The sequence below is a fragment of the Bifidobacterium miconis genome, assembly GCF_019331735.1.
Taxonomy (GTDB): Bacteria; Actinomycetota; Actinomycetes; order Actinomycetales; family Bifidobacteriaceae; genus Bifidobacterium; species Bifidobacterium miconis.
Window position 1 is genome coordinate 87927 of record NZ_JAHBBH010000007.1, and the last position, 25380, is coordinate 113306.

The following is a 25380-nucleotide window of genomic DNA, read 5'->3' on the forward strand; positions in this document are numbered from 1 at the left end:
AATACACCGGCTGGACAGCTGTTCAGCAGATAACAACGCAAAGGACAAGTCATGATAGACAGCAACGACGCACGAGTCATCATCGCCCCCAACGATCCGGCACTGCGCACGATGGGCCGCATCGACGACGCCGACCCGACCCGACCGATCTGGGTCTACCCGTACACGCAGGTCGCATTCCGCTTTACCGGCACGTCGCTGACCGCGGATCTCATCAACTACTGGAACTACGGCGACAGCCATCTCGAAGTCATCATCGACGGCGTGACCGCCAAAGTACGCATCCCGTCCGGATTCGCCGGACTCAACGACATGCCCAACAGCAGCACCGCATCACACGATCCGACCGACGACATGCAGCCCGAGACATCAGTCGAACTCCCCGCACCGGCCAGTCCGCGCACGCCGTTCGGCACCGGCTGGACGAACGCGCTCCCGAACTCCTCCGCCGGCGCAACGGCGACGCCGGTCACTGTCACTCTCGCCGACAATCTGCCGAACATCGAACACACGGCAATCGTGTGCAAACGGCAGGACGGCCAGCATTACGTGCAGCTGTTCGGCTTCGGGCTCGACGCCGGCGCGCGCGTGCTGCCGCCGCTCGACCCCGCGCCCGTCCGGCGCATGGAGATCTTCGGCGATTCGGTGTCCTGCGGCGAGCGCAACGAGGCCGCGCTGTATGTCGGCCAGCTCGATCCGGACGTCGATCTGAGTTCGTACAGCAACGCGTGGATGTCGTACGGCGCGATCGCGGCGCGCAGGCTCGGCGCCGCGCTGCACGACGTGTCGCAGGGCGGCGCGTCGCTGATCGATGGCATCGGCTGGTTCCGCGGACCGGACTATATCGGGCAGGAGAGCATCTGGGACCGCGTCGAATACAATCCAACGCTCGGCGAGACCAAGCCGTGGGATTTCGCGCGGTACACGCCGCAGGTCGTGGTGATCGCGATCGGCCAGAACGATGCGCATCCGGACGATTTCATGGCGCGCGACTATCACGGCGAGCAGGCGGCGCACTGGCGTTCACGGTACGTGGACTTCCTGCGGTCGCTGCACGAACGGTATCCGCATGCGACGATCATCTGCACCACCACTATGCTGCGGCACGACCCGGCATGGGACCGGGCGATCGACGAGGCCGTGTACACGTTCAACGCCGATCTGGCCGCCGAAGCGCAGGATTTGGCTGCATTGTGCCAACTGGGCATGGGGGCCGCCGCGGAACACGCCGCCTCTGCCGGAAATCGTCCGGCCGGACCGTCCGCTTCGGTCGGTCATGCACCCGTGGCCTACCATTTCCTCTACTCGCGCAACGGAGTGGCCACTCCGGGCCATCCGCGCGTCGCGGAGCACGAGGAAATGGCTCGCGAACTCGCCGCCTTCATTGAATCGCTCGGCCCGTCCGTCTGGAACGACTGACCGGCACCCATCGGACACCCCCATACGACCCATCAAGGAAGCATCATGAGCAAACCCATTGCCACCGGCCCCGCACCGGGATCGGACGCCAGCACCAAAACCGCCTCCTCCGGCGCGAAGGACCGCACCGTCAGCGGATCGCTGCGCGTGGCCGCCGTGTTCAGCGATCACATGGTGATGCAGCGCAATCGACCCATTCCTGTTTTCGGCACGGCACCGGCCGGATCGGTCATCCACGTCGAACTGCAGAGCACAAACGGAGGCTCACAAACCGAGACTCTGCGCGCGGCGTCCATCGTCACCGCGAGCAAGCATTGGCTGGTCGAGTTGCCGGCGGTACCGGCCGGCGGTACCTACACATTGCTTGTTTCACGTGAAACACCACGCGACGCAACGCACGAACCGTCATGCGAGACCCTCACGTTCTCCGACGTCGTTGTCGGCGAAGTCTGGCTCGCCGGCGGACAGAGCAACATGGAACTCGAACTGCGCAACAGCGAGCATGCGGACAAGGCCGCCGCGGCCAGCGCTGATCCGCTGCTGCGCTTCTACAACACGCCGAAAACCGGTGTCGTCGACCTGACCGCGGAAGCGCAGTCCGGCTGGGTGACGAGCAGGCCGGAAACCAGCGGCTATATGTCCGCTGTGGCATACCACTTCGCACGCAAATTACGCGCCGAACTCGGCCCGGACACGCCGGTCGGCATCATCGACTGCTATATCGGCGGCACGTCGATCACCTCGTGGATGAGCCGCGCCACGCTGGAGACGTGCGAGGCCGGACGCGGGTATCTCGCGCGGTTCGACGCGGCGATCGCCGGCAAGACGGACGCGCAGTTCGCCGCGGAAACGACGGCGTGGCAGACAAAGTTCGACGCGTGGAACGACGCTATCGGAGCCGCGCGCGCGGCGGAGCCGGACATCACGTGGGACACACTGAACGCGCGATACGGAGAATGCCCGTGGCCGCCGCCGGTCACGCCGACCTCGCAGTACCGGCCGACCGGACCGTTCGGCACGATGATCGAACGCGTCGCACCGTACGGTGTGGCCGGGTTCCTGTGGTATCAGGGCGAGGAGGACGAGGCTCATTGCGAGTCGTACCGTGAACTGCTGGGATTGCTCGTGGACGAATGGCGGGGACTGTGGCGTGGTTCCGGTGCGGTCGCGGCCTCACCATCACAGGACGTTTCCCGAATCGGCGCGCAGAATGATGGGGGAAGCGTGGTCAGTCCGTCCGGCGACGGCATTGCGTCGGGCGCGACGGCGATCCCGTTCCTGATCGTGCAGCTGCCGCAGTGGATCGACAAGCGCACGGCCGCGGCACACGCCGATCCGCTGCACTGGCCGGTGATCCGCGAAGCGCAGTGGGATGCGGCACGTACGATCGCGAACGTGTTCACGATCGCGACGATCGACTGCGGAGAATTCGACAACATTCACCCGACCGACAAGCGCACGCCCGGCGAACGTCTCGCCGACTGCGCGCTGCGCAACGTGTACGGGCGCGACGACATCGCCGTGGACGGGCCGACGCCGGTCGATGCGACGGTCGTCAATACCGCCACAGGCACCGTCACGCTGCGGCTCGATCACGCGAACGGGCTGCATTTCGACGGTACGGTTCCCGGCACGTACGGACGCGATCCCGGCAACAACGCGGCAAACGACGATCCGGTCCACCGCGACGCCGGCGACTCCGGCTTCGAACTGGCTGGCGAAGACGGCGTCTTCCACCCGGCCGACGCGGTCATCGTGCTCGGGGATGGACATCATGGCGACACGGTCACGCTGCGCTCCCCCGCCGTCGCCCATCCAACGGCCGTGCGTTACGCGTGGCGCAGCTGGGGCCCCGCGCCCCTCTTCAACGGGTCCAGCCTCCCCGCTCCCCCATTCCGCCGCTCCCTGCGGTAGACCATCGGACTGCATAAACGAAAGCCGGTTGCCACGTGAGGTGTGGCAACCGGCTTTCGTTGGTTTATGGCACTTGGCTTATAGCGTCCGGATCAGCGAACCGAGGGCACGAAGCCGACGGCGAAGGTGAAGCGCTCCGCGTCGAGGCGGTACTGCTTGATCAGGGCCGGGCCGCAGCTGTTGGAGCCGATGCCGGACTGCGCGTAGTCCACGCACACCACGGTCGAAGCGGACTCCTCGAGCTCGCTGTTGTGCATCTTGTGCGTGAGCTCCTCGGCCGTGTATGGCAGCGCCTGGAAGTCGAACGTGGACGGCGCGGAATCAGCCGTTGCCGCCTCTCCCGCAGCGTCCGCCGCATCATCCGCAGCGCCGGCGGCCACGCCGCCGAACATGGTGAGCGCCATGCCGTCGCCGGCCACGGACGCCCAGTCGCAATCGTGGTGGTTGCCGTTCTCCTGCGGCTTGATGTACGGCTCGAACAGCGTCTGCGGCGTGCCGGCGAACACGCCGTGCCAACTGGCGCGGCGCTTGTCGACGTAGCTCTCGATCGGGCCGAGGCCGCAGTACGTCACGTCGTGCAGCGCCTTGGGCACGAACAGGCGCAGGCCGAAGCGCGGCAGGAACGGGAACGCCGGATCGCGCGTCACGTCCATGGTCAGTTCGATCGCGCCGTTCGGATGGATCGTCCACGTCGCGTCGACGGTGGCGATGCGCTGCACGATCGGCGCGACCAGGCCGATGCGGGCCTGAATCGTCACGTCGCCAGCCACGGCCACCGTACCGTCGTCGAAGCCGCCGAAACCGGCGTCGACCGTCTGCGCGCCGTCCGCGTCGCCGAACGACGCGACGAGCTCCGGCTCGCCTTCGGTCTGTGCGGCGACTTCCGGCGCGACCATGTCCATGTCGGAGACGACGGACGATTCGGCGTCGGGCTGGGCGGAGACCAGATCATCCTCGTCGACCAGCACATCGACCTCATATGCGCGGGCGTAGGCGCGGTCGAACTGCGCGCGCTCCCACTCGTTGCGCACATTGCGATCATTGTCGGTGGGCGCGCGCCAGATGTTGAGTTCCATCGGGCGATCGAGCAGCGAGCGGTTCGCGTACGTCATCTCCGAGAACAGGCCAGTGCGCTTGTCGATTGCGTAGCGGAAGTCGGGAGACTCGACGGTGATCGCCGCGGACGTCTCGCTGACGGTGAGCAGCGCGGGAATCGCGGAACCGACGTGCGCGTCGCCGCGGTCGCCGTCTGCGCATGAACCGTCGCACGACGACTTGCCGCGCGCCTCATCATTGCCGCAGTCGCCGCACGAACCGCCGCAGCAGCCCTTGCCCTCGACACCTTCGCCGCAACCGCGGCAACCGTCCTCGGCACCGGCCGCACCAGCCGCACCGGCCTCGTCGCGCGCCTCCTCGAGCAGCGCGACCACGGTCTGGTTGCGCGGGTCAGCCGTCGGCACGGCGACCTCGTCGAAGCCGAGCGGGAAGCCGGCGAGCAGCACGCCGTCGTCGGTCAGACGATACGTGCGCACAAGCAGCGTCGCCTTGCCCGCGCCGCGCTCGCCCAGTTCGGCGATGGCCGCGCGGATTGCGGTCGGCAGTTCGACCGTCGTCTCGCCGTGCGGTTCGATCGCGGGCATGGCCGGCGTGTAGTTGCCGGGATGCTCCACGCGGAACGCATCGCCCGCGGCCGCGTCCTCCTCCCAGCTCGCGTTGACGGCCGGGCGGCCGTCGACCACGAGCGTGAAGTCGAGGAACAGGCCGGCGTCGGCGGTGTTGAGGAAGTCGTAGTAGTTGTGCAGCGTGACCGTACCCGCGGCCGGGTCGAATCCGGCGACGCGCACCGGACGGTACACGTTCTTGAACTCGAGCAGGCCGGTGTGCGGCGTGCGGTCCGGGTAGACGAGGCCGTCCATGCAGAAGTTGCCGTCGTGCGGGTACTCGCCCGAGTCGCCGCCGTACGCGTACTCGCGCCGGCCGGCCGCATTCGTGCCGCGGTCGATCGCATGGTCGCACCATTCCCAGATGCAGCCGCCGACCAGACCGTCGTAGCGCTGGATGCGGTCGAAGTAGTCCTCGAGGTCGCCCGGGCCGTTGCCCATCGCGTGACAGAACTCGCACATGAAGTACGGCTTGACGCCGTTGTCGCCATCGTCGCCGCCGAAGGTGCCGTCGCGCTTGCCGTCCGGCGTGCGCGGGCCCTCCTCGGAGAAGTACCGGTCGATGTCCTCGATCGACGGGTACATGCGCGAATGCACGTCAAGATGGCTGAAATCGTATTCACGGTCGGCGGTCACGTAGCGCGCGGACTCGTAGTGGGTCAGGCGGCTCGGGTCGAACGCGTGCGTCCATTCGAGCGCGGCTTCGAACGTGCAGCCGTACGCGCACTCGTTGCCCATCGACCAGAAGATGATCGACGCGTGGTTCTTGTCGCGCTCGACGGCCCGCTGCACGCGGTCGACGGTGGGCGCGATCCACGCCGGATTGTCGGCGATCAGACGCGGCCAGCGCTGGGCGTGCGCGTCCCAGCTGTCGTCCTTGGCGATCGCGACGTCGGTGCCATGGCTTTCGTCGTCGGCCTCGCCGATCACGTAGAAGCCGAGCTTGTCGTACAGGTCGTAGAAGTGCGGCGCGTTCGGATAGTGGCTGGTGCGGATCGCGTTGACGTTGTGCTCCTTCATCAGCGTCAGGTCGCGCATGATCTGCGCCTCGCTGATGACCGGGCCGGTGACGGGGTCGGAGTCGTGGCGGTTGACGCCGTGGATCTTGATCGGCTTGCCGTTGACCTTGATCACGTTGCCGTCGACGCTGACCTCGCGGATGCCGATGTGGTCGGTGATGACCTCGTGCGCCGTGGTGTAGACGATGGTGTACAGGTACGGCGTTTCGGCGGTCCACAGCTGAGGGTCGTCGACGACGAGCCGCGCGTGCGCGGTCGGCAGGAACGCGCTGTCGCCGGCGGCGGAGTCGGTGTCGACGATCGTCGGGGACGCGGTGCCGGTCGCGATCGCGATGTGCAGCGCGTTTTCGGCGTCGCTCGGCTCGCCGTCGTCGACGTCGGCGATCTCGTCGATCGACTCGATTTCGCCTTCCTCGAGATCGTCGTCGGCAGTCGCGTCGTCGTCCGCAACATCGTCGATCGGCTCGGCCTGCGTTTCGGCGACGAGCTCGCCGTTCGCGTCGAACAGCTGCACGGTCACCGGCACGTCCGCGTCGTCGTAGAACGCGAAGTCGACGTCGATGGTCGCGTGGTCGACCGGCGACGCGTCGTACTCGGCGTCGGTCAGATCGTCGAGCAGACGCGGATCGACGTTGCGCCAGATCGCCGTGTGCGCGAAGTAGTCGCGGACCGCGTCCTCCGGACGGTCGAGCAGGTAGACGTCGCGGAAGATGCCGGACATGCGGAACTTGTCCTGATCCTCCTGATAGCTGCCGTCGCACCACTTGAGCACGAGCACGGCGAGGATGTTCATGCCGTTGTCGAGCGCGTCGGTCACGTCGAATTCGCTGGTGGAGTGGGAGACCTGCGAGTAGCCGATGAACCGGCCGTTCAGCCACACGTAGAAGCAGGAGTCCACGCCCTCGAAGTTGAGGAAGGTGCGCGGGGCGTCAGGGTTCGGCGTGTGCTCGAACTCGTGGATGTAGACGCCGCACGGGTCGTCCTGCGGCACGTACGGCGGGTCGAGCGGGTACGGGTAGTTGACGTTCGTGTACTCGTGTCCGTCGAAGCCGTGGTTCTGCCAGACGCTCGGCACCGGGATCGCGGTGAAGCCGGCGGCCTCGCGGCCGTGGCTGACGGCGGCGCGATGCTCCCACGACTCCAGGTCAGCGGGGGCGCCGGTGCCGTCGAAGCCGTCGTCGCAGAACGCCGGGCGGCCGGCGGCGCGGGCGGCTTCCACGTCGGCGTCAAGGTCGTAGATGCTCTTGTAGTACTTGAAATCCCAGTCGCCGTTGAGCAGCTGGAAACGGTCGGAATTGGCACGCTTCTCGCCGACCGTGTCCGTGCGCTGCGACGCGGGGACATAGTAGGCGCGGTTCGGCTCGGTGCCGACGTGCAGGGTGGTGAGGTCTTCGTAATACCGTGGGATGAACATGCGGTGCTGCGCTCCTTCGGGCTTGACTGGACGGTATCGCTGATAACGCTACCATCACGTGCTGTCCGGCGTGCCTGAATAACGAAGCCGCCGCTTCCGAAGAGACGGAAACGGCGGCTTGTCGCATGCTGTCTAGCCTAATGGCGTAATGTCACTGCACCTGAGCGCGGGCGATCTTGCCGGTGAAGGAGTTGGCCTCGTCGGCGTCCTTGACGCCGTCCTTGTTCCAGGAGAACATGGCGCGCAGCTTCGGGCCGACGGTCTCGATGCGCTCGTTGGAGTACTTCTCCTGCAGCTCCTTGAAGTGCGGGGCGCCGGCATCCTGATCGTCGATGAACTCCTTGGCGAAGGAGCCGTCCTGGATGCGCTGCAGGTGGTATTCCATGCGCTTGCGGCAGTCCTCATTGATGACGGTGTTGGTGTAGTCGCCGTACTGGGCGGTGTCGGAGCAGGACCAACGGGCCTTGTTCAGACCACCCTCGTTCATCAGGTCGACGAGCATCTTGAGCTCGTGGCAGACCTCGAAGTAAGCGATCTCCGGCTGGTAGCCGGCGTCGGTGAGGACCTCGAAGCCCATCTCGACGAGCTTGTTCACGCCGCCCATGAGGACGTTCTGCTCGCCGAAGAGATCGGTCTCGGTCTCCTCCTTGAAGGTGGTCTTGATGGCGCCGGCGCGCAGGGCGCCGAGGGCCTTCGCGTAGGCCAGGGTCAGTGCCCAGCCGTCGCCGCGCGGATCCTGTTCGACGGCCACGACGACCGGGACGCCACGGCCGGCGGCGTACTCACGACGCACGATGTGGCCCGGGCCCTTCGGCGCGACCATGAACACCGGGTGGTCCTCGGTCGGCTTGATGTAGCCGTAGTGGATGTTGAAGCCGTGGGCGAACGCGACGGCCGCGCCCGGCTTGATGTTGGGCTCGATGTCGTTGGCCCAGATGGTGCGCTGGTACTGGTCGGGAGCCAGGATCATGATGACGTCGGCCTCGGCGGCGGCTTCCGGAACGGACTTCACTTCGAGGCCCTGCTCCTTGGCGAACTCCACAGACTTGGAGGTCGGACGCAGACCGACGACCACGTCGACGCCCGAATCACGCAGATTCAGCGCGTGCGCGTGGCCCTGCGAGCCGTAGCCGATGATCGCGACCTTCTTGCCGTCGAGCACGGAGAGATCGGCGTCGTTGTCATACCAGATTTGTGCAGCCATGTAAGCACTCCTTGTACTTGCGTGCCGCCGTGCACGGGGATGCGATGCGGCACACGGTGTTGTGTGGTTGCGCATGATGCCTTGTGTGTACTTGCGTACAACATTCTGCGCGTTTGGGGGTTCGGGATTGGTTTCCCGAGCGGTCTCAAGCGTGAGGATTTTGTCCTCGAAACTGCTCCCCATCCTACCGATAACCCCGTCGCCATCCGGTCATCGTCCACAACGTGAGCCACGTCACTCTTCAAACATGGACATCTCGACGGCCATCGTCATCCGCAAACGCAAACAGCCGCCGCTCCCGGATGAACGGGGGCGGCGGCTGTTTACCAATCGGCGTCCTGCAATTACGGACTCGCCTACGGCGAGACTCAATGCTGCCTTCGCTCGGCTATCGCCTCGCTCAGGCCACGCCTACGAAAAGTCCACCGGACTTTCCGCTTAACGGCGTGGTCACTGAACCTGGGTACGAGCGATCTTGCCGTTGAAGGACTCGGCCTCGTCCTGATCCTTGGCCGGGCCGTTGTTCCAGGAGAACATGGCGCGCAGCTTCGGGCCGACGGTCTCGAGGTGCGGGTGCGAGTACTCCTCCTGCAGCTTCTTGAACTTCGGAGCGCCGGCGGCCTGATCGTCCATGAACTCCTTGGCGAAGGAGCCGTCCTGAATGCGCTTGAGCTGGTACTGCATGCGCTTCTTGGTCTCCTCGGTGATGACCGTGGAGGTGTAGTCGCCGTACTGGGCGGTGTCGGAGCAGGACCAACGGGCCTTGTTCAGACCACCCTCGTTGGCGAGGTCGACCAGCATCTTCAGCTCGTGGAACACCTCAAAGTAGGCGATCTCCGGCTGGTAGCCGGCCTCGGTCAGCACGTCGAAGCCCATGTCGCACAGGTGGTTGATGCCGCCCATCAGCACGTCCTGCTCGCCGAACAGATCGGTCTCGGTCTCCTCGGTGAAGGTCGTCTTGATGGCGCCGGCGCGCAGGGCGCCCAGAGCCTTGGCGTAGGCGAGGCACAGCGGCCAGGTCTTGCCGTCCGGATCCTGCTCGACGGCCACGACGACCGGGACGCCACGGCCGGCGGCGTACTCACGACGCACGATGTGGCCCGGGCCCTTCGGGGCAACCATGAAGACCGGGTGATCGGCCGACGGCTTGATGTAGCCGTAGTGGATGTTGAAGCCGTGAGCGAAGGCCAGAGCGGCGCCCGGCTTCAGGTTCGGCTCGACGTCCTCCTTGTAGACCTTGGCCTGGTACTGATCAGGCAGCAGGATCATCACGACGTCGGCCTCGGCGACCGCTTCCGGAACGGACTTCACTTCGAGGCCCTGCTCCTTGGCGAACTCCACGGACTTGGAGGTCGGACGCAGGCCGACGACCACGTCGACACCGGAATCGCGCAGGTTCAGCGCATGGGCATGGCCCTGGGAGCCATAGCCGAGGATGGCGACCTTCTTGCCATCGAACACGGAGAGATCGGCGTCCTTTTCGTACCAGATAGTTGCTGCCATGATAGGCACTCCTTTATGTTGTTTCGTTGGGCGTTGGTAAGGCGCCCGACAATCGGTGAGATTGATGAGGCTTGAGGCGTTGAGGATTGTGTCCGCGCGGCGAGCCGTTCGTCTCCTGCCGCACTGTTCTAGTCCGGCGAGAGTCGGCGTGATTGCTCACGTCCAAATACTGAATGATTGTTTTGTGCGGTAATGTTTGCGTGAATTGACGAGCGTTACTTCGTGAAGTCAACGTCCGGGCTGAGCCGTCAAGCGGAAGCCCAGTGGGCTTCCGTAGGCGAAGTGAGCGATTGCAAGACAGGCAATCGCGAAGCCGACGACCAGCCGTTGACTTTACTTCGTAAAGTCAACGTCCTTAGTCTCATGGCAGCTCAGCACCGCGACGAGGCAGCACACGGCCATCACGCCGAGGTAGATGCCCACGGAGTGCACGCCCCAGTGGGAGCTGAGCCACGTGGCGATGGTCGGCACGAACGCGGCGCCGACGATCGCGGCGAGGTTGTAGCCGATGCCGGAGCCGGAGTAACGCACGTTCGCGTCGAACAGCTCGGGCAGGAACGCGCCGATCGGGCCGAACGCGGTGCCCATGAGCGCGAAGCCGACGCACAGGAACACCATGTTGGCGAGGAAGTTGCGCTGGCCGACGACTTCGCCGTTGAGCAGGAACGGGAAGAGCGCGGAGAACACGACGAGCAGCACGGACGAGGTGACGATCACGCGCTTGCGGCCGAACTTGTCGGCGTTCAGGCAGGAGATGATGATGAACGCGGCGAACACGCAGATGGCAATCATGAGCATGAGCAGGTATTCCTGATTGGTGAAGCCGAGGCCGCCGCCGCCCTCGCCCTGCGCCTTGGTGCCCCATGCGAGCGACCACGTGGCGAGCGTGTAGAACAGCGTGTACGTGACGGCGACGAGGAACGTGGCCTGCAGCACCTGCACCCAGCTCTTGCGGAACACTTCGACGACCGGGGCCTTGACGACCTGCTTCTTCTCCTGCGCCATGCGGAAGATCGGCGTCTCCTCCATGTGGACTCGCACGACGAGGCCGATGATCACGAGCACCGCGCTCAGCAGGAACGGCACGCGCCAGCCCCATGCGAGCATCGCGTCGGAGTCGTTGAACGTTTCGAGCAGGAAGTAGGTGCCGTTGGACAGGAAGAAGCCGATCGGCGCGCCCAGCTCCGGGAAGGAGCCGTACAGCGCGCGCTTGTCCTCGGGCGCGTTTTCGGTGGCGACCAGCGCGGCGCCGGACCATTCGCCGCCGAGGCCGATGCCCTGCACGAATCGCAGCAGGCACAGCAGCGCGACCGCCGCGACGCCCCACTGGTCGTAGGTCGGCAGGCAGCCGATCAGGAACGTGCCGACGCCCATGGTCATCAGCGAGACGACCAGCGTGGTCTTGCGGCCCATGCGGTCGCCGAAGTGGCCGAAGACGAGCGAGCCGAGCGGGCGTGCGATGAACGCGATGGCGAACGTCAGCAGGCTGGCGAGCAGCGCGACGGTCGGGTCGGTCTTGTCGAAGAAGATGTGCGGGAAATAGTTCGCCGCGGCGGTGCCGTAGGCGTAGAAGTCGTAGAATTCGATGGCCGTGCCGACCATGGACGCCGCGATCACGGTTTTGACCGAGTCGCGGACCAGCGCCTGCGCCTTGCCGGCGACGACTCCGGCAGTGCTTTCGACTGCTTCTGACATTGTCTGTCTCTCCTGTGTTCGCCGGCTCGTGCGATCGGGGGCGATCGGCCCGGGCCGGCTGTTGCTTCCTCGTACGTACCGTGCAGGTTGCGCATGACCTGAGGAGGCCCTGTGATGATGCGCGGCATGTGCGATTGGTGCGTATCTTGCGTACTGCGGTGGCGTTCGTTGCTTGCGTGTGTTCCGGTGACCTTGTGGGGCGTAACAAAAAAGCCCCGCCGTTCAGGCAGGGCTTGTTGCGAAGATCGCGACTCTCGCTTGCACCCTGCCTTCGTTGGCGGGGTTCAAGCTGCATGCCGAATCAGTCCGCCAACGAAGACGGAATAATAATTCGAGCGGACAGCAGAGCGTTGAACTCAACAGTTGCAGTGTATCCAGTCATCGTGGCGAACCTCCTTTCGGTATCGAACGTTTCCGCCGAGCTTGGTGCTCGACTGATGCCACACCATAGGAGCCGGCATCCCGCCGCAACCAGCGGGTGTTCACTATGTGAACCCCGATCAGCGGACTCCGGTCAGTCCTTCGGCGTGAGCGCGGCGCCGACCAGCACGACGACGATCGCGGCGACGAGCAGCGCGATGTAACCGAGCGAGAGCACCGCGACGACGCCGAGGCAGGCGGCGACGACCGTGCCGATCACGTTCGCCACGTTGAACGCGTTCAGATAGCGCGCGGTGTCGCGCGGATCCGGAATCGTCGCGGCGACAACGTCCTGGTTGAACACGTCGTACAGGCCGAACGCGAAGCCGGAGACGATGCCGTACACCGCAAGTCCGGCGTTGATCACCGGCGTCGACAGGAACAGCGCGAGCGCGATCGGCAGCACGATCGCCGCCGCGTACACGACGCACGCCGCGATCACGACGACACGGCTGGACACGTTCTTCGCCTCGCACCATTCGCCGAACCGGCCCGCGTAGCCGGCCGCGATCGCCGAGCCGACGGCCGTGCCGGCCGCGACCATCAGCATCGCGACGCACGTCGCCCAGATCTGCGGCGACGAGCCCTCGGCGGAACGCGTGTCCAGATACCATTCGGCGAGCACGTAATGCCGCACGATCAGCCACTGGAACACGGTCATCACGCCCACGCCGGCCATCATGAAGATGCGCGCGACGTACGCGCGGCGGAACGCGGCGTTGTCGTCGCCGGACGGCAGCTTCATCTGCGCGAACGCGGGCTCCGCGCTGTACTTGACGTTGGCGATCCACTCGCTGGACGGCTCCTTCGGCCACACGAGCACCGGCACGACGGCGGCCAGCACGAACACGGCGGCCGTCGCGGCGAACGGCAGCTCGCCGTCGAGCACGAGCCCGCCGGCGCCCAATGCCACACCGAGCAGCTGGCCGAGCATGAGGCCGATGCCGCGCCAGCGCATCGCGTGCTCGCGGAACTTGTCCGGGTAGCGTTCGCCGAACGCGGCCGCGAGCGGAGTGGCCAGCATCGCGTACGTGATCTGCAGCAGGATCCAGAACAGCAGGATCGCGCCAACGTTGCCGAGCGCGCCGAGCGGCAGCGTGAACAGCGCGCTAAGCAGGCCGCCGGCGATGATCCACGGCGTGCGGCGGCCGTGCGGCGTGCGCGTATGGTCGGACATGACGCCGACGAGTACGTTCGCAACCAGTCCAACGATCGCGCCGACGATGACGACCAGCGCCAGCCACGGTGCCGGAGCGGCGCCGGAGACGCGGGCCGCTTCGACGCTCAGCGGCATGGTATGGCCGGCGTGGAGCGGATTGCCGAACAGACGGTCGATGAGCGCGGGCAGGGCGACCATGTTGAGCATGGCCCACGGCAAGGTGCGCAGCAGCGCGGCGAGCGTGAAGCCCGCGTTGAGCCGCTTGACCTGCGTCTTGTCGGGCTTGGTGCCGTCGGCGGCGACCATCGGGTCTCGCATGTCGAGGAACGCGCTGGACGCGTCGGCGATGGGCGTGGGCGGCACGGCGGTGGCGACGGCCGGGGAGCCGGCGTCACTCATGCGCACGGCCTGCGTTTCGGCGCGTTCGGCCGAATCGGAGGGCTGCTCGCGTTCGATGTGCACGGCAAGGCGCGCGATGGCGGACTTGTCTTCCGGGGTCAGGGCCTTGTCGAGGTCGGGGCGGTCGTCGATGCCGGGGCGGATGAAGATCTGTCCGGGCAGCGGCGGGGGCTTGGGCAGGTTCTCCTGCTCGTTGTCGTCAGTCATGGCTTCTTCTTTCTTCTGTTTCTTCCTGAGGGCAACAGAAACCGCCCGGGACGCACTGGCATCAGCGCGTTCCGGGCGGTTCGTTTCACCCTTACAGAATACTGCGAAGACCGGAATTGGGGAAGAGCCCGCCCGCCGGCACCGGGCGAACGCCGGGCGATCACCGCACGGGCGTCAGCGGCATCGGACGAGCCGGCATCGCGCGTGGGGCACGCACGGCGCAGGGCACGCGCTACCGCCGCGTGCTCTCCCCCTGATGGAAGGAGACCGGCACCAGATCCATCGCCTCGGCGACGTCGTGCGGCGAGGCGGTGTCTTCGTCGATCCTGCCGACGTGTTCGGCGTCGAGCTTGCCGTCGGCCGTCTCGCACGACTGGATCAGCCGCACGATGATCTGCTCGGCGAGCGCGTCGAAGTCCTGCCGCACGCAGGTGAGCCGTATGCCGGCCGCGTCGGCCATGCCGGTGCCATCGTATGCAATGATCTGCAGGTCGTCGGGGATGCGCCGGCCCTGCCGCAGTGCCGACTGGACAACGTATGCGGCGATGTAGTCGGAGCCGACGAACGCGTCCGCGTCTGGATATTCGTCGATCACGTGCAGCGCGACGTCGCGCTGGTGCTCGAGGTTCGCGACTTCGCCGGCTTCGACGTAGTCGTAGCGGACGCCGGCCTCGTTGAGCAGGCCTTCGAGCGCGGCGTGCAGGCGGACGGTCGGGAACGTGGTGCCCATGCCGCCGCCGTAGTCGATGAACTGCGAGCGCGGGCCGCCGATGGAGACGACGTGCTTCGCGCCGCTGGCGATGAGCCGTTCGGCGACGAGCTGGCCGCCGCTGTCATGGTCGGAGCCGACGGACGGGATGCCGGCGCCGAGATAGCGGTCGAACGCGACGATCGGCCGGCCGATAGACGTCCAGTAGATCGGTTCGTGCGCGGTGTGCGCGGCCATGATGAGGCCGTCCATCATGTGCCGGCGCAGCATGTCGACGCAGTCGGTTTCGCTCTGGTCGGCGTCCACGGTGGAGCACAGCATGGTGCGCAGTCCGCGTTTGGCGAGCGCGCCCTGGATGGCCGCGGTCATGGCGGAGAAGAACGGATGCCGTACGGTCGGCACGATCACGCCGACGAGGTTGGTGCGGCCGCGGTACAGATTGCGGGCGAGTTCGTTGGGAATGTAGTTGAGCGTTTTCATCGCCTCTTCGACGCGTTCGCGCATGTCGTCGGAGACGTATCCGTTCTTGTTGACCACCAGCGATACCGTGCTCAGCGAAACGCCGGCCTGTTTGGCCACGTCACGCATTCCTACCATCGTTCACTCCTTTGTCCGGATCGATCATGCTCCAATCGCCGCTCGCAATACCGCCGGGATCGCGTCGGATTCGTTGTCGGGCGTACCGCTTCCCGTAATTACTTCCCGTAATTAACGGTGTTCAGTGTAGTCCCGCATGACCGGATGGTCGTGGAGGCGACGCGTTTCCGGTCGTTGTCGTGTCACATGCCGTACACCGTGATAGAGTACGGGTGACGTCAATCGTTTTATGTGACGATGCCGCCGTCGGTCACGCAATGGCGCGCCTGCCGCGGATCGTCCGTAAGGAGAGCTGGTCATGACCGATCAATCCATTACCGTCCTTATCGATGATTTCGTGCGCTATGCGCAGGATCACGAACTGCCGATCGAGGCGATCGCGGTCGGCGACGAGTCGCGCGTCATCGCGGAGCATCATTTCGTCGCGGATCGCCCGCGCTGCATCTATTCGCACACGAAGAGCTACATGTCCACTGCCGTCGGCATTGCGATCGGCGAGGGCCTCCTTTCTCTGGATGATCGTCTGACGGATTCGTTCGCCGGCGAACTGCCTGCCGACGCGGATCCGCGGTTGGGCGAGATCACGCTGCGCGACCTGCTGACGATGTCGAGCGGATTCGACGGCTCGTTCCTGATGATCCACGGCCGCCGTCAGGGCGAGGGCTGCCCCGACTACCTGCAGTACATGCTGCACAAGCCGGTGCTGGTCGACCCCGGTTCGGGCTTCCACTACTCGTCCGCGGACTCGTACTTGGCTGGCCGCATGCTCGAGCAGGCCGCGGGCATGCGCATGGGCGAATACCTGTGGCGGCACGTGTTCGAGCCGCTCGGCCAGGGCTGGCCGGTGTGGGAGAACGACCCGCAGGGCCATCCGCTCGGCGGCAGCAGCATCGAGATGCGGCTGACCGAGATGATGAAGCTCGGCCAGGTCTTCCTCAACGACGGCGTGTGGGCGCCGACCGGCCAGCGGATCGTCGATCCCGAGTGGATCGCGCAGGCGACAGCGAAGCACATCGACACCCCGGTCCGCACGGACGACGACGGTTGGTCGTGCGGCTACGGCTACCAGTGGTGGATGTCGCCGTATCCGCGCGCATACCGCGCCGACGGCGCGTACGGCCAGATCACGACCGTGCTGCCGGAGCAGGGTCTGGTCGTCGCGATCCAGTGCCCGGAGGGCGACGGCTGGGAAACCGTCGTCCGTCACGAACTGCACGAGCGCGTCATGCTCCCCCTCGTCGGGTGAGATTCCGTTACCTTCTTCCAGCCCCCTCTGACGAGGGGGCTTCTTTTTTTCTTCTGGCTTCGCTCCCGCTTCGCGAGCCGACTCACTGACCGGGAGGGGCGAGTGGAGCTGCGGAGAGATTTACCGCGGCCAGCGCGCTTCCGCTGCCGGCAGCTCCGGGAACGGCGCGTGCGGCTCGACCTGATACCAGTAGGCGACGGTCGTCACGTCGTCGCGGCGCTCGAACAGGCCGCGGTAGCCCACGCCGATCTGCTGCAGCGTGACCTTGAGGTCGTGCCGGAACGTGATCGGATCGGGAATGTGCCAACGGTAGAATCCGCGCTGCGGCGGCACGTCGTCGTTGTGGTAGTCGTTGTGGATGAGCTCGTCGTGCCGCGAATAGTACGGGTAGCCGAGGTACGGCGTGCAGTACGTCTGCTCGACCGTGCGGCCGTTCTCCTGGCGCGCGAAGCTCCACGAGCCGCCGAAGTAGTCCTCGGTGCCGGTGCCGCAGATCGTCGGGTACGCGTCGTCGCCGTCGATGTAGAACTTCATCTCGCCTTCGCCCCACCAGTACCGTTCCAGCGTGGAGAGCGCCAGATAGGTGCCGACGTAGTGGCCGCGACCCTTCACCCCGTCGAGCACCACGTAGTCGTGTCCGAGTTCGGTGATGGGCTGACGGCGCCACTGCGCGTGGAAGTGGGCGAGATCGTCCGCCGGCGGATCGTCGTCGAGCCGGTAGTCGATCTGGTAGAACAGCGCCGGGATCGGGTTCGCGTGCTGGTTTTCGATCGTGATGCGCGCGTGCGAGCGGAACGGCATCTTCCAGTAGCAGTTGAACCCGCGGTTCGGCACCACGGCCACGGGAGCCGAGTTGACGAGGCAGGCGCGGGCGAAGCCGCAGCAGAAGAAGTCGCCGAGCGGCACTTCCACGCTGGGGGCCTCCTCGTCGTCCCAGTACATGCGCAGCACGAGATCGCGCAGCACGAAGCAATCGGATTCGCTGGTTTTCTCGTCGACGGTGAACCAGATGTGCGTGATCGCGCCGTGGCCCTCGATGTCGGCGAGCGTGACGGTTTCGCCGCTGGGGATGTCGTTCAAGCAGGGGGATCCCTTGCGGGAGATGCCGAGCGGACTGGCCGCCTTGCCGCCGTTGCCTTTGGCTCCGGTGCGATTCTCCGCGGTAATCGCGCGGCTTTCGTAGCGCTGCGCGTGGCCGAGCGATTCGAGTGCGGTTGCGTCCCAGCTCATCGTCAGGTTCCTTTCGTATGGTGTTCGGCTCCCCGCAAGAGGAGCAGGTATAGCAATGCCCGCCGGCACCGGGGGACGGATGACAGCGGGCATTGCAAGTGCGGGATCCGTATCTGGCTCAGCCCTTGACGGCGCCGGAGGTGACGCCTTCGACGATGAAGCGCTGGAGGAACAGGTACAGGATGAGGATCGGGAGCATGGCGAGCAGCAGGGCCGCCATGATCAGGCCGATGTCGTTGGAGTAGGTGCCGTAGAAGATCTGCGTGGCGATCGGGATCGTGTACAGCTCACGCTCGCCGAGGACCAGGGACGGCAGGAGGTAGTCGTTCCAGAAGGCCATCGCGTCGATGATCGTGATGGTCGCGATCGTCGGCTTGAGCAGCGGGAACACGATGGTCCAGAAGGTGCGCCACGTGCTGCAGCCGTCCATGCCGGCGGCCTCTTCGAGCTCGACCGGGACGTTGGTCTTGATCGCGCCGTGGAACATGAACGCGGCCAGGGAGACGGAGAAGCCGACGTGCATGAGGATCAGCGTGAGGCGGTGGTTCAGGACGCCCAGCAGGCCGCCGTAGACGGAGACCAGCGGGACCATGAGGACCTGGAACGGGATGACCATGGAGGCGACCATCGCGGCGAAGAAGAGGGAGCAGGCCTTCCAGGAGGGGTTGCGGACGATCACGTACGCGGCCATCGCGGAGACGAGCACGGTGAGCACCGTGGCGCACAGGGTGATGATCGCAGAGTTGCCGAACACCGTCCAGAAGTTCATCTTCTCCATGGCTTCGGGGAAGTTGTCCAGCGTGAACCCGCGCTTGCCGATCAGGGCGAGCGGGGCGGTGTTGATGTCCGCCTTCTCCTTGAAGACGTTGATGACCACCAGCAGGAACGGGAAGATGAACGCGATCAGGGCGATGACCAGCACCACCAGCACGATGGCGTGGATGATCTTGGTCTGAGTGCTTTTCTGGCCTTCCATTATGCTGCCACCTCACCCTTCTTGCCGACGTACACCTGCAGCACGCCGATGACGGCGCAGATGATGAACAGGATCAGCGCCTCGGCCTGGCCGGTGCCGTAGTTCTTGTAGACAAATGCCTGGTTGTAGACGTGCATTGCGGCGAGCACCGACTGGTTGAACGGCTCGCCCTTGGTGAGGGAGAGGTTCAGGTCGTACACCATGAAGCAGCGGGTGGTGCTCAGGAAGATGCACTGCACGAAGGAGGAGCGCATGAGCGGGACGATGACGTGCCACATGGCCTGCGAGGAATTGCAGCCGTCGATCATGGCGGCTTCCTTGAGGCTCTGGTCGACGCTCATGAAGCCCGCGACGTAGATCAGCATCATGTAGCCGGCGTACTGCCAGACCGACACGAGAATGAGGGCGAACATCGCGCCGGACGGGCTGCCGAGCAGCGAATCGGGCTTGGAGCCGGTAATCGCGTCACCGATGGCGACGAACGCGCGGTTGAAGACGAACTTCCAGACGTAGCCGAGGACGATGCCGCCGATCAGGTTCGGGATGAAGAAGCCGGCGCGGAAGAAGTTCTGGCCCTTGATGCCGCTGGTCACCGCGTAGGCGAGCAGGAAGGCGACGATGTTGACAAGGATGACGGAAATGACCGAGTAGACGACGGTCCGCCCCAGTGCGGCCCAGTACGCGGCGTCGGTGAAAGCCTGCTGATAGTTGCTGAGTCCGACGAACGGCTTGGTGTTGGCGACGCCGTCCCAGCTGGTGAAGGTCAGGTAGATGCCATAGATGAACGGCAGCACGACGACGGCGCAGAAGAGGATTCCGGCCGGGCCTGCGAACATCAGGAACTGCCCTAACTTGTATGAAAACTTGCTCTGTTTCATAACAATTCCATTCATGTCCGGCGGTTGAAGGCACCGCTGCGGTGCGGTGCCTTCAACCTGGGTTGACAATGATTATGGGTGTTTCCGGGAAGGAAACGGATCAGGCAGTGGCGCCCGAGAGCTTCGCGGTCTTCCAGTAGGTCTGGATGTTCGTGGCGAGAGCGTCGCGATCCTCCTGGTCGGCGAGGTACTTCTGCATCTCGGCGCCGAGGACGGAGTAGTGATCATCGGGCAGGTGGCTGTAGTTCGGGATCAGCTTGCCTTCGTCGGCGTACTTCTTGACGGACTTGCTCAGCGGGTCCTGAACCTCAAGGGTGTTGGTCTTGAACGGGGAGACGAGCGAGCAGTCCTCGACGATGAACTTCTGGCCTTCCTTGTCGTTGGCGAGCCAGTTCAGGAAGTCCTTGGCGGCCTGGCGCTGGGCGTCGGTGGTCTGGTCGGAGGAATCGATGAACATGAACTTGGAGCCGCCGCCGACGAGCTTCTCGTTGGCGCCGTCGTCCATGTTCTGCGGAACCGGCATCATGCCCATGTTCTCGGAGACGTCGTACTGGTTGAGCACGGACCAATCCCAGTTGCCGCCGAACATGAAGGCGATCTCGCCTTCAGCCAGCTTCTGCTCGGTCACCTCGCGCTCCGCGGAGACGGCGGAGGACTTGGCGTAGTTGTTGTCCTTGAGGACATCGAAGGTGTCCATCAGGGAGTTCCACTTCTCGTTGTTCTGCAGATCGGCGGTGCCCTTCAGCAGGGTGTCGACGAAGGCGTCGACGTCGGACTGCTCCTCATAGACCTGCGGCAGGTAGTGGCCGGCGAGGGACCAGTCTTCCTTGAGCACGCCGACCGGGGACTTCATGCCGCCGGCCTTGAGCTCCTTGATGATGCTCTTGAGGTCATCGGTGGTCTTGATGGTGGAGGGATCGAAGTCCTTGCCGGTGTACTTCTTGATGGCGTCGGCGTTGTAGATCAGGCCGCGGGCCTCGACGGTGGTCGGGAAGCCGTAGACCTTGCCGTCCACGGACAGCGCGTAGTCGGTGTCCTTGACCCAGTCCTCGTCGGACAGGTCGACGGCGTGCTCCTTGGCGAGGGAGTAGATGTCCTTGTCGTCCACCATGGAGATGGTGTACGGCTGCTTGGAAGCGTACTTGGTGGCGAGATGAGCGGCAACGGTGTCGTTGGAGTAGTAGACCTTGACGGTGACTCCCTTTTCCTTGGAGTACTGCTTGGCCATGTCCTCCATCTGATCCTCGATCTCAACCTTGGAGTTGAAGAGGGTGATGGTGGTGGCGTTGCTGTTGGTGCTGCTGCCACAGGCGCCCAGCATGCCGAGGGACAGGACGGCGGCGGTAGCGGCGGCGCCGAGCTTCATCCACGAATGTGCCATTATCTTTCCTTTCCTTCCACTGTTCGCGGCAACCCTGCTCGCGAAGGTGTTTTTTCGGGCAAAAGATCCCCCGGAGACCCTCCATGTGTTTCCGTTGAACCGTTTCCCCGTCCTCCCGAATCGAACCGGTTCGAGAAGAACTGCGTCTAATATAACGCCGTCGAACCGGTTCGTCAAACCATTGACGCCACGGCGTGTCGAACCGGTTCGACACCGTGTTCGACACGCCGTTCGATACCGGTGTGCTACACGCAAAACCGCACCATTCCAACAAAAATCCAGTGAACGTTCACAGTCGAGACTTTCCAACGAAAATCTACCATCGTCACGCCAGACTCCCCCGCCGTCGCGCCGCGCCGCAGCCGGTCGTCGTCATCGCGACACGCCGAAGGCATCCCGCGCCCCTCGCCCGCCGACCGCATCGGCCGCAACGAACGCACGGCGAATGCGCCGAACCCATCGGCACCGAATCCGGCACCGTCACCGGACCCGGCGCCCAACCCGGCGCCGGCCCCGTTCTCGCATCATCGCAACGCGCCCCCGTCATCGCAACGCGCCCGCCGCTCCCTTACGTACCATCCGGCAATTAGAATAGGACCATACGAACGTCAAACGATTGACGAATCGTGCGGCAGCCAGTCGAACGCATCGGCGCGGCACGGTCCGGAACAATCCGGCCAACCGGCGCAGCGTTGTGCCGACACAACACCGTGCCGGCACAACGCCAAGCCGGCACAGCGATCGCAAAGGAGAGATTGACCCCATGAACAAGCTGTACTACCAGTTCCCCGGCACCTGGTTCGGCGACTGCATGCCGTTCGGCAAAGGCGACACCTATTTCCTGTTCCACCAGCGCGACAACCGCAACCCCGGCCCGTTCGGCGAGCCGTTCGGCTGGGACCTAGCCACCACCAAGGACTTCGTAACCTACGAGGACCACGGCGTGGCCATCCCCCGCGGCGACTACGACGCGCAGGACCAGTTCATCTTCGCCGGCTCCGTGTTCGAGGGCGAAGGCCGCTACCACATCTTCTACACCGGCTACAACCGCGACTACTCCGCACAGGGCAAGGCCGCGCAGGTGCTCCTGCACGCGGTGAGCGACGACCTGTACCACTGGGAGAAAACCGGCGACAAGGTCGAGCTGCCGCCGCAGCCCGGCTACGATCCGGACGAATGGCGCGACCCGTGGATCATCCGCGACGACGAGCACGACCGTTACGTGCTCGTGCTCGGCACGCGCAAGGCAGGCCCCAAGGAGGAGCAGACCGGCTGCACCGTCTGGTTCACGTCCACGGACCTCGAGCACTGGGAGTTCCAGGGCGACTTCTGGGCACCGAACATCTACACCATGCACGAAATGCCCGACTTGTTCCGCATGGGCGACTGGTGGTACCACATCGTCACCGAGTACAGCGACAAGAAGAAGATGGTCTACCGCATGTCCCGCAGCCTCGAAGGCCCGTGGACCGCGCCAGCCGACGACGCGTTCGACGGCAGCGACTACTACGCCGGGCGCACGTTCGAGCTGAACGGCCACCGTATCCTGTTCGGCTGGGTCGGCACGCGCGAGGACAACGACGACCGCAAGAACTTCGAGTGGGCCGGCACGTTCGTGCCGCACGAGATCGTCCAGCACGAGGACGGCTCCCTCGGCGTCAAGACGCCGGACACGCTGTGGGCCGCGTTCGCCGACCGACAGCCGATCGACGACTGCACGCTGGCCGCGGACGGCCGCGAGGAGCGGATCATCGCCACCGTCGACCCGTCCGTCGACGACGGGCGCCTGTTCTCGCTCGAGGCGGACGTGACGTTCACGGAGGGTACGCGCAATTTCGGTATCCGCTTCTATGAGAACGAAACCACCAAGGAGTCGTACCAGTTCCACTTCCCGGTGGCCGAAAACCGCTTCATCTCCGAAAAGAATCCGAACTACATCTGGTTCGCGTTCATGAACATTGGACTGGAGCGCCCGATCGCGCTCAATGCCGGCGAACCGTATCACCTGCGGCTCATCGTCGACGACACCGTCGCCACGCTGTACGTCAACGACGTCGCGCTCAACACGCGCGTCTGCGAGCATCACGGCGACGCGATTGGCTTCTACGTCACCGACGGCTCGGCGACGCTGTCCAACGTCTCGCTCGCCGTCGGCCTGCGGTAGACGACAGCGACGGCCGACGGGCCACGGCAGACGGGCCACGGCAGACGGGCCACGGCAGACGACGATCCGGCGCGCGGCGGGAACGGGCGTTCCGCCGCGCGCCGCACGTTCCCACCGCCCGCTACCATGGCCACTTAGTTACCGATCGGATACTAACTTCAGAGTACAGGAGATCATCATGCGCCACGAATGGCTCAAGGACGCCGTGTTCTACGAGGTCTACCCGCAGTCGTTCCAGGACTCGAACGCGGATGGCATCGGCGACTTCGCCGGCATCGTCAGCCGGCTCGACCATATCGCGAACCTCGGCTGCAACGCGATCTGGATCAACCCGTGCTTCGACTCGTCGTTCTACGACGCTGGCTACGACGTGCGCGACTACTACAAAACGGCCGCACGCTACGGCAGCAACGACGATCTGCGCAACCTGTTCGACGAGGCGCACCGCCGCGGCATCCGCGTGCTGCTCGACCTCGTGCCCGGCCACACGGCCATCGATAACCCGTGGTTCGCCGAATCGTGCAAGGACGAACGCAACGCGTGGACCGACCGGTACATCTGGCGCCCGCTGACGCAGGCGACCGAGCTCAACTCGCCGTACGAGTCCATCAAGGGCTTCATGGGCGGCATCGCGGAACGGCCCGACGCGGCCGCCGTCAACTGCTTCTCCACGCAGGTGTGCCTCAACTACGGCTTCGGCACCGTGACCGAAGACTGGCAGTTTGCCGCCGACTCGCCCGAAGCGGAAGGCGGAAGGCTGCTGCTCGAGGACATCATGGACTTCTGGCTCGGCCTCGGCTGCGACGGATTCCGCGTGGACATGGCCGCCAGCCTCGTCAAGGAGGACACCCCCGACCACCAGTGGACGTCGCTGCTGTGGCGCCGCATACGTGAGCATCTCGACCGGACGCATCCGGACGCGGTGCTCGTCTCCGAATGGGGCAATCCGCAGGAGGCGCTGCACGCCGGATTCGACATGGACTTCCTGCTGCATTTCGGCCCGTCGCACTATCTCGACCTGTTCCGCGAACATCCTTGGTTTTCCGCGGCTGCCGCGGCGGCCGGCACGGCGAATGTGCGCGCGTTCGTCGACACGTACCGCGCAATGGCCGACGACACGGCCGGCAAGGGGTACATCTGCATTCCGTCCGGCAACCATGACATGGTTCGCATGCGCGACACGCTCACGCCGGACGAGATGAAGCTCGCGTTCGCGTTCCTGATGACGATGCCCGGCTGCCCGTTCGTGTACTACGGCGACGAGATCGGCATGGCGTACGTGCACGGCCTGCGTTCGAAGGAGGGCGGATACGAGCGCACCGGCGCGCGCACGCCGATGCAGTGGGACGATTCGACCAACGCCGGATTCTCCGCCGCCCGCCGCGGCGACCTGTACCTGCCGCTCGACGACGGCACCGGTCACGCCGATCTCGCCGACACCGGCACCCGCATCGCCGCGCGACTGCGCGACAGCGGTGCGGGCGCGGTTGCGTCCAAGAACGCGGGTTCAACCGCGGACGTGAGCACGGTTGGCGCGACCGTCGTACCATCCGGCACGGCTGCCACGACGGCCGCAACACGAGTCGGCGCCGCCGCGCGCCCGAACGTGGCCGCGCAGACCGGCGATCCGTCGTCGCTGTTGGAAACCGTGCGATCGCTGATCGCGCTGCGTCACGCGCACCCCGCGCTGCAGGCCGACGGCGACGTGCGCTTCCTGTACGCCGAAGACCACGCCTATCCGCTCGTCTACGAGCGCACGGCACAGGCCTCGGGCGACGCGAAGGCCGCCGGCAATCCGAACAGCGCCGCGGACGCCAACACCATCACGGCAGCCACCGGCGAACGCATCATCGTCGCGATCAACCCGTCCGGCACGGACGCGACCTGCCCGTTGAACGCCGCGCCAGGCACGGTTCTGCACGTCGTGGGCTCCTCCCCCGCCACGTGGTCCGACGGCGCCCTCACCGTCCCCGCCGGCTCCGCCACGATGTTCGTGGCCTGACACAACGGGCCGCACATAGTCGACGCACGTTTCGGAATCGGCCTACGGCCGATGCAGTGTTATCAGCGGCGGCTGTACAGCCGCCGCGCCACCCTCCTGCACAACGGCATGGAAGCCACAGGAGCTCCCTCTGACGAGGGAGCTGTCACGGCGAACGCCGTGACTGAGGGAGAGACGCGGCGC

At 65.3% G+C, this 25380-nt stretch carries 15 protein-coding genes; 5 read left to right on the forward strand and 10 right to left on the reverse strand.

From position 1 onward, the window contains the following. Positions 1-51: 51 nt before the first annotated feature. Positions 52-1419 carry a GDSL-type esterase/lipase family protein gene (locus KIH79_RS03975; RefSeq protein WP_236023592.1) on the forward strand — a complete coding sequence of 456 codons (1368 nt, stop codon included), beginning with the start codon at positions 52-54 and terminating at the stop codon, positions 1417-1419. Between the two features lie 45 nt (positions 1420-1464). Next, positions 1465-3333: a sialate O-acetylesterase gene (locus KIH79_RS03980; RefSeq protein ID WP_219058221.1), complete on the forward strand. Its 1869-nt coding sequence runs from the start codon at positions 1465-1467 to the stop codon at positions 3331-3333. A 92-nt stretch (positions 3334-3425) separates the two neighbouring features. Here the strand turns inward: KIH79_RS03980 and KIH79_RS03985 are convergent, their stop codons facing one another. From KIH79_RS03985 to KIH79_RS04010, 6 genes are all read right to left on the reverse strand, one after another. Next, a complete protein-coding gene (locus KIH79_RS03985) occupies positions 3426-7427 on the reverse strand; it encodes a glycoside hydrolase family 2 TIM barrel-domain containing protein (protein ID WP_219058222.1) in 4002 nt (1333 codons plus the stop codon). A 151-nt stretch (positions 7428-7578) separates the two neighbouring features. After that, positions 7579-8631: a ketol-acid reductoisomerase gene (ilvC, locus tag KIH79_RS03990; protein ID WP_094667944.1), complete on the reverse strand. Its 1053-nt coding sequence runs from the start codon at positions 8629-8631 to the stop codon at positions 7579-7581. 450 nt (positions 8632-9081) lie between these two features. Continuing rightward, a complete protein-coding gene (gene ilvC / locus KIH79_RS03995; RefSeq protein ID WP_219058223.1) occupies positions 9082-10134 on the reverse strand; it encodes a ketol-acid reductoisomerase in 1053 nt (350 codons plus the stop codon). 333 nt (positions 10135-10467) lie between these two features. Further along, positions 10468-11829, reverse strand: coding sequence for an MFS transporter (locus KIH79_RS04000; protein ID WP_219058224.1), 1362 nt, complete (start codon positions 11827-11829; stop codon positions 10468-10470). 514 nt (positions 11830-12343) lie between these two features. Next, positions 12344-14014 carry an MFS transporter gene (locus KIH79_RS04005; protein WP_219058225.1) on the reverse strand — a complete coding sequence of 557 codons (1671 nt, stop codon included), beginning with the start codon at positions 14012-14014 and terminating at the stop codon, positions 12344-12346. Between the two features lie 232 nt (positions 14015-14246). Beyond that, the gene (locus KIH79_RS04010) at positions 14247-15320 is read right to left on the reverse strand and encodes a LacI family DNA-binding transcriptional regulator (protein ID WP_219058226.1); all 1074 of its coding nucleotides are present in this window, start codon (positions 15318-15320) and stop codon (positions 14247-14249) included. Positions 15321-15618: 298 nt separating this feature from the next. Between KIH79_RS04010 and KIH79_RS04015 the strand changes: the two genes are divergently transcribed. Then, positions 15619-16566, forward strand: coding sequence for a serine hydrolase domain-containing protein (locus tag KIH79_RS04015; RefSeq protein WP_219058227.1), 948 nt, complete (start codon positions 15619-15621; stop codon positions 16564-16566). Positions 16567-16686: 120 nt separating this feature from the next. Here the strand turns inward: KIH79_RS04015 and KIH79_RS04020 are convergent, their stop codons facing one another. The 4 genes from KIH79_RS04020 to KIH79_RS04035 form a co-directional block, all read right to left on the reverse strand. Then, positions 16687-17796 (reverse strand): glycoside hydrolase family 172 protein, encoded by a 1110-nt coding sequence (locus tag KIH79_RS04020; RefSeq protein ID WP_219058228.1) that lies wholly within the window; start codon positions 17794-17796, stop codon positions 16687-16689. 118 nt (positions 17797-17914) lie between these two features. Next, positions 17915-18772 (reverse strand): carbohydrate ABC transporter permease, encoded by an 858-nt coding sequence (locus KIH79_RS04025; RefSeq protein WP_219058229.1) that lies wholly within the window; start codon positions 18770-18772, stop codon positions 17915-17917. After that, positions 18772-19650 (reverse strand): carbohydrate ABC transporter permease, encoded by an 879-nt coding sequence (locus tag KIH79_RS04030; protein ID WP_219058230.1) that lies wholly within the window; start codon positions 19648-19650, stop codon positions 18772-18774. Before KIH79_RS04030 ends, KIH79_RS04025 begins: the two co-directional genes overlap by 1 nt. Before the next feature lie 100 nt (positions 19651-19750). Continuing rightward, positions 19751-21031 (reverse strand): ABC transporter substrate-binding protein, encoded by a 1281-nt coding sequence (locus KIH79_RS04035; RefSeq protein WP_219058231.1) that lies wholly within the window; start codon positions 21029-21031, stop codon positions 19751-19753. A 763-nt stretch (positions 21032-21794) separates the two neighbouring features. On the opposite strand from KIH79_RS04035, the gene KIH79_RS04040 reads away from it, so the two are divergent. Both KIH79_RS04040 and KIH79_RS04045 read left to right on the forward strand, forming a co-directional pair. Next, positions 21795-23195, forward strand: a complete 1401-nt coding sequence (locus KIH79_RS04040; protein WP_219058232.1) for a glycoside hydrolase family 32 protein — start codon at positions 21795-21797, stop codon at positions 23193-23195. A gap of 178 nt (positions 23196-23373) precedes the next feature. Continuing rightward, complete coding sequence (locus KIH79_RS04045; RefSeq protein WP_236023593.1) at positions 23374-25197, forward strand: alpha-amylase family glycosyl hydrolase; 1824 nt, start codon at positions 23374-23376, stop codon at positions 25195-25197. Positions 25198-25380: the final 183 nt, after the last annotated feature.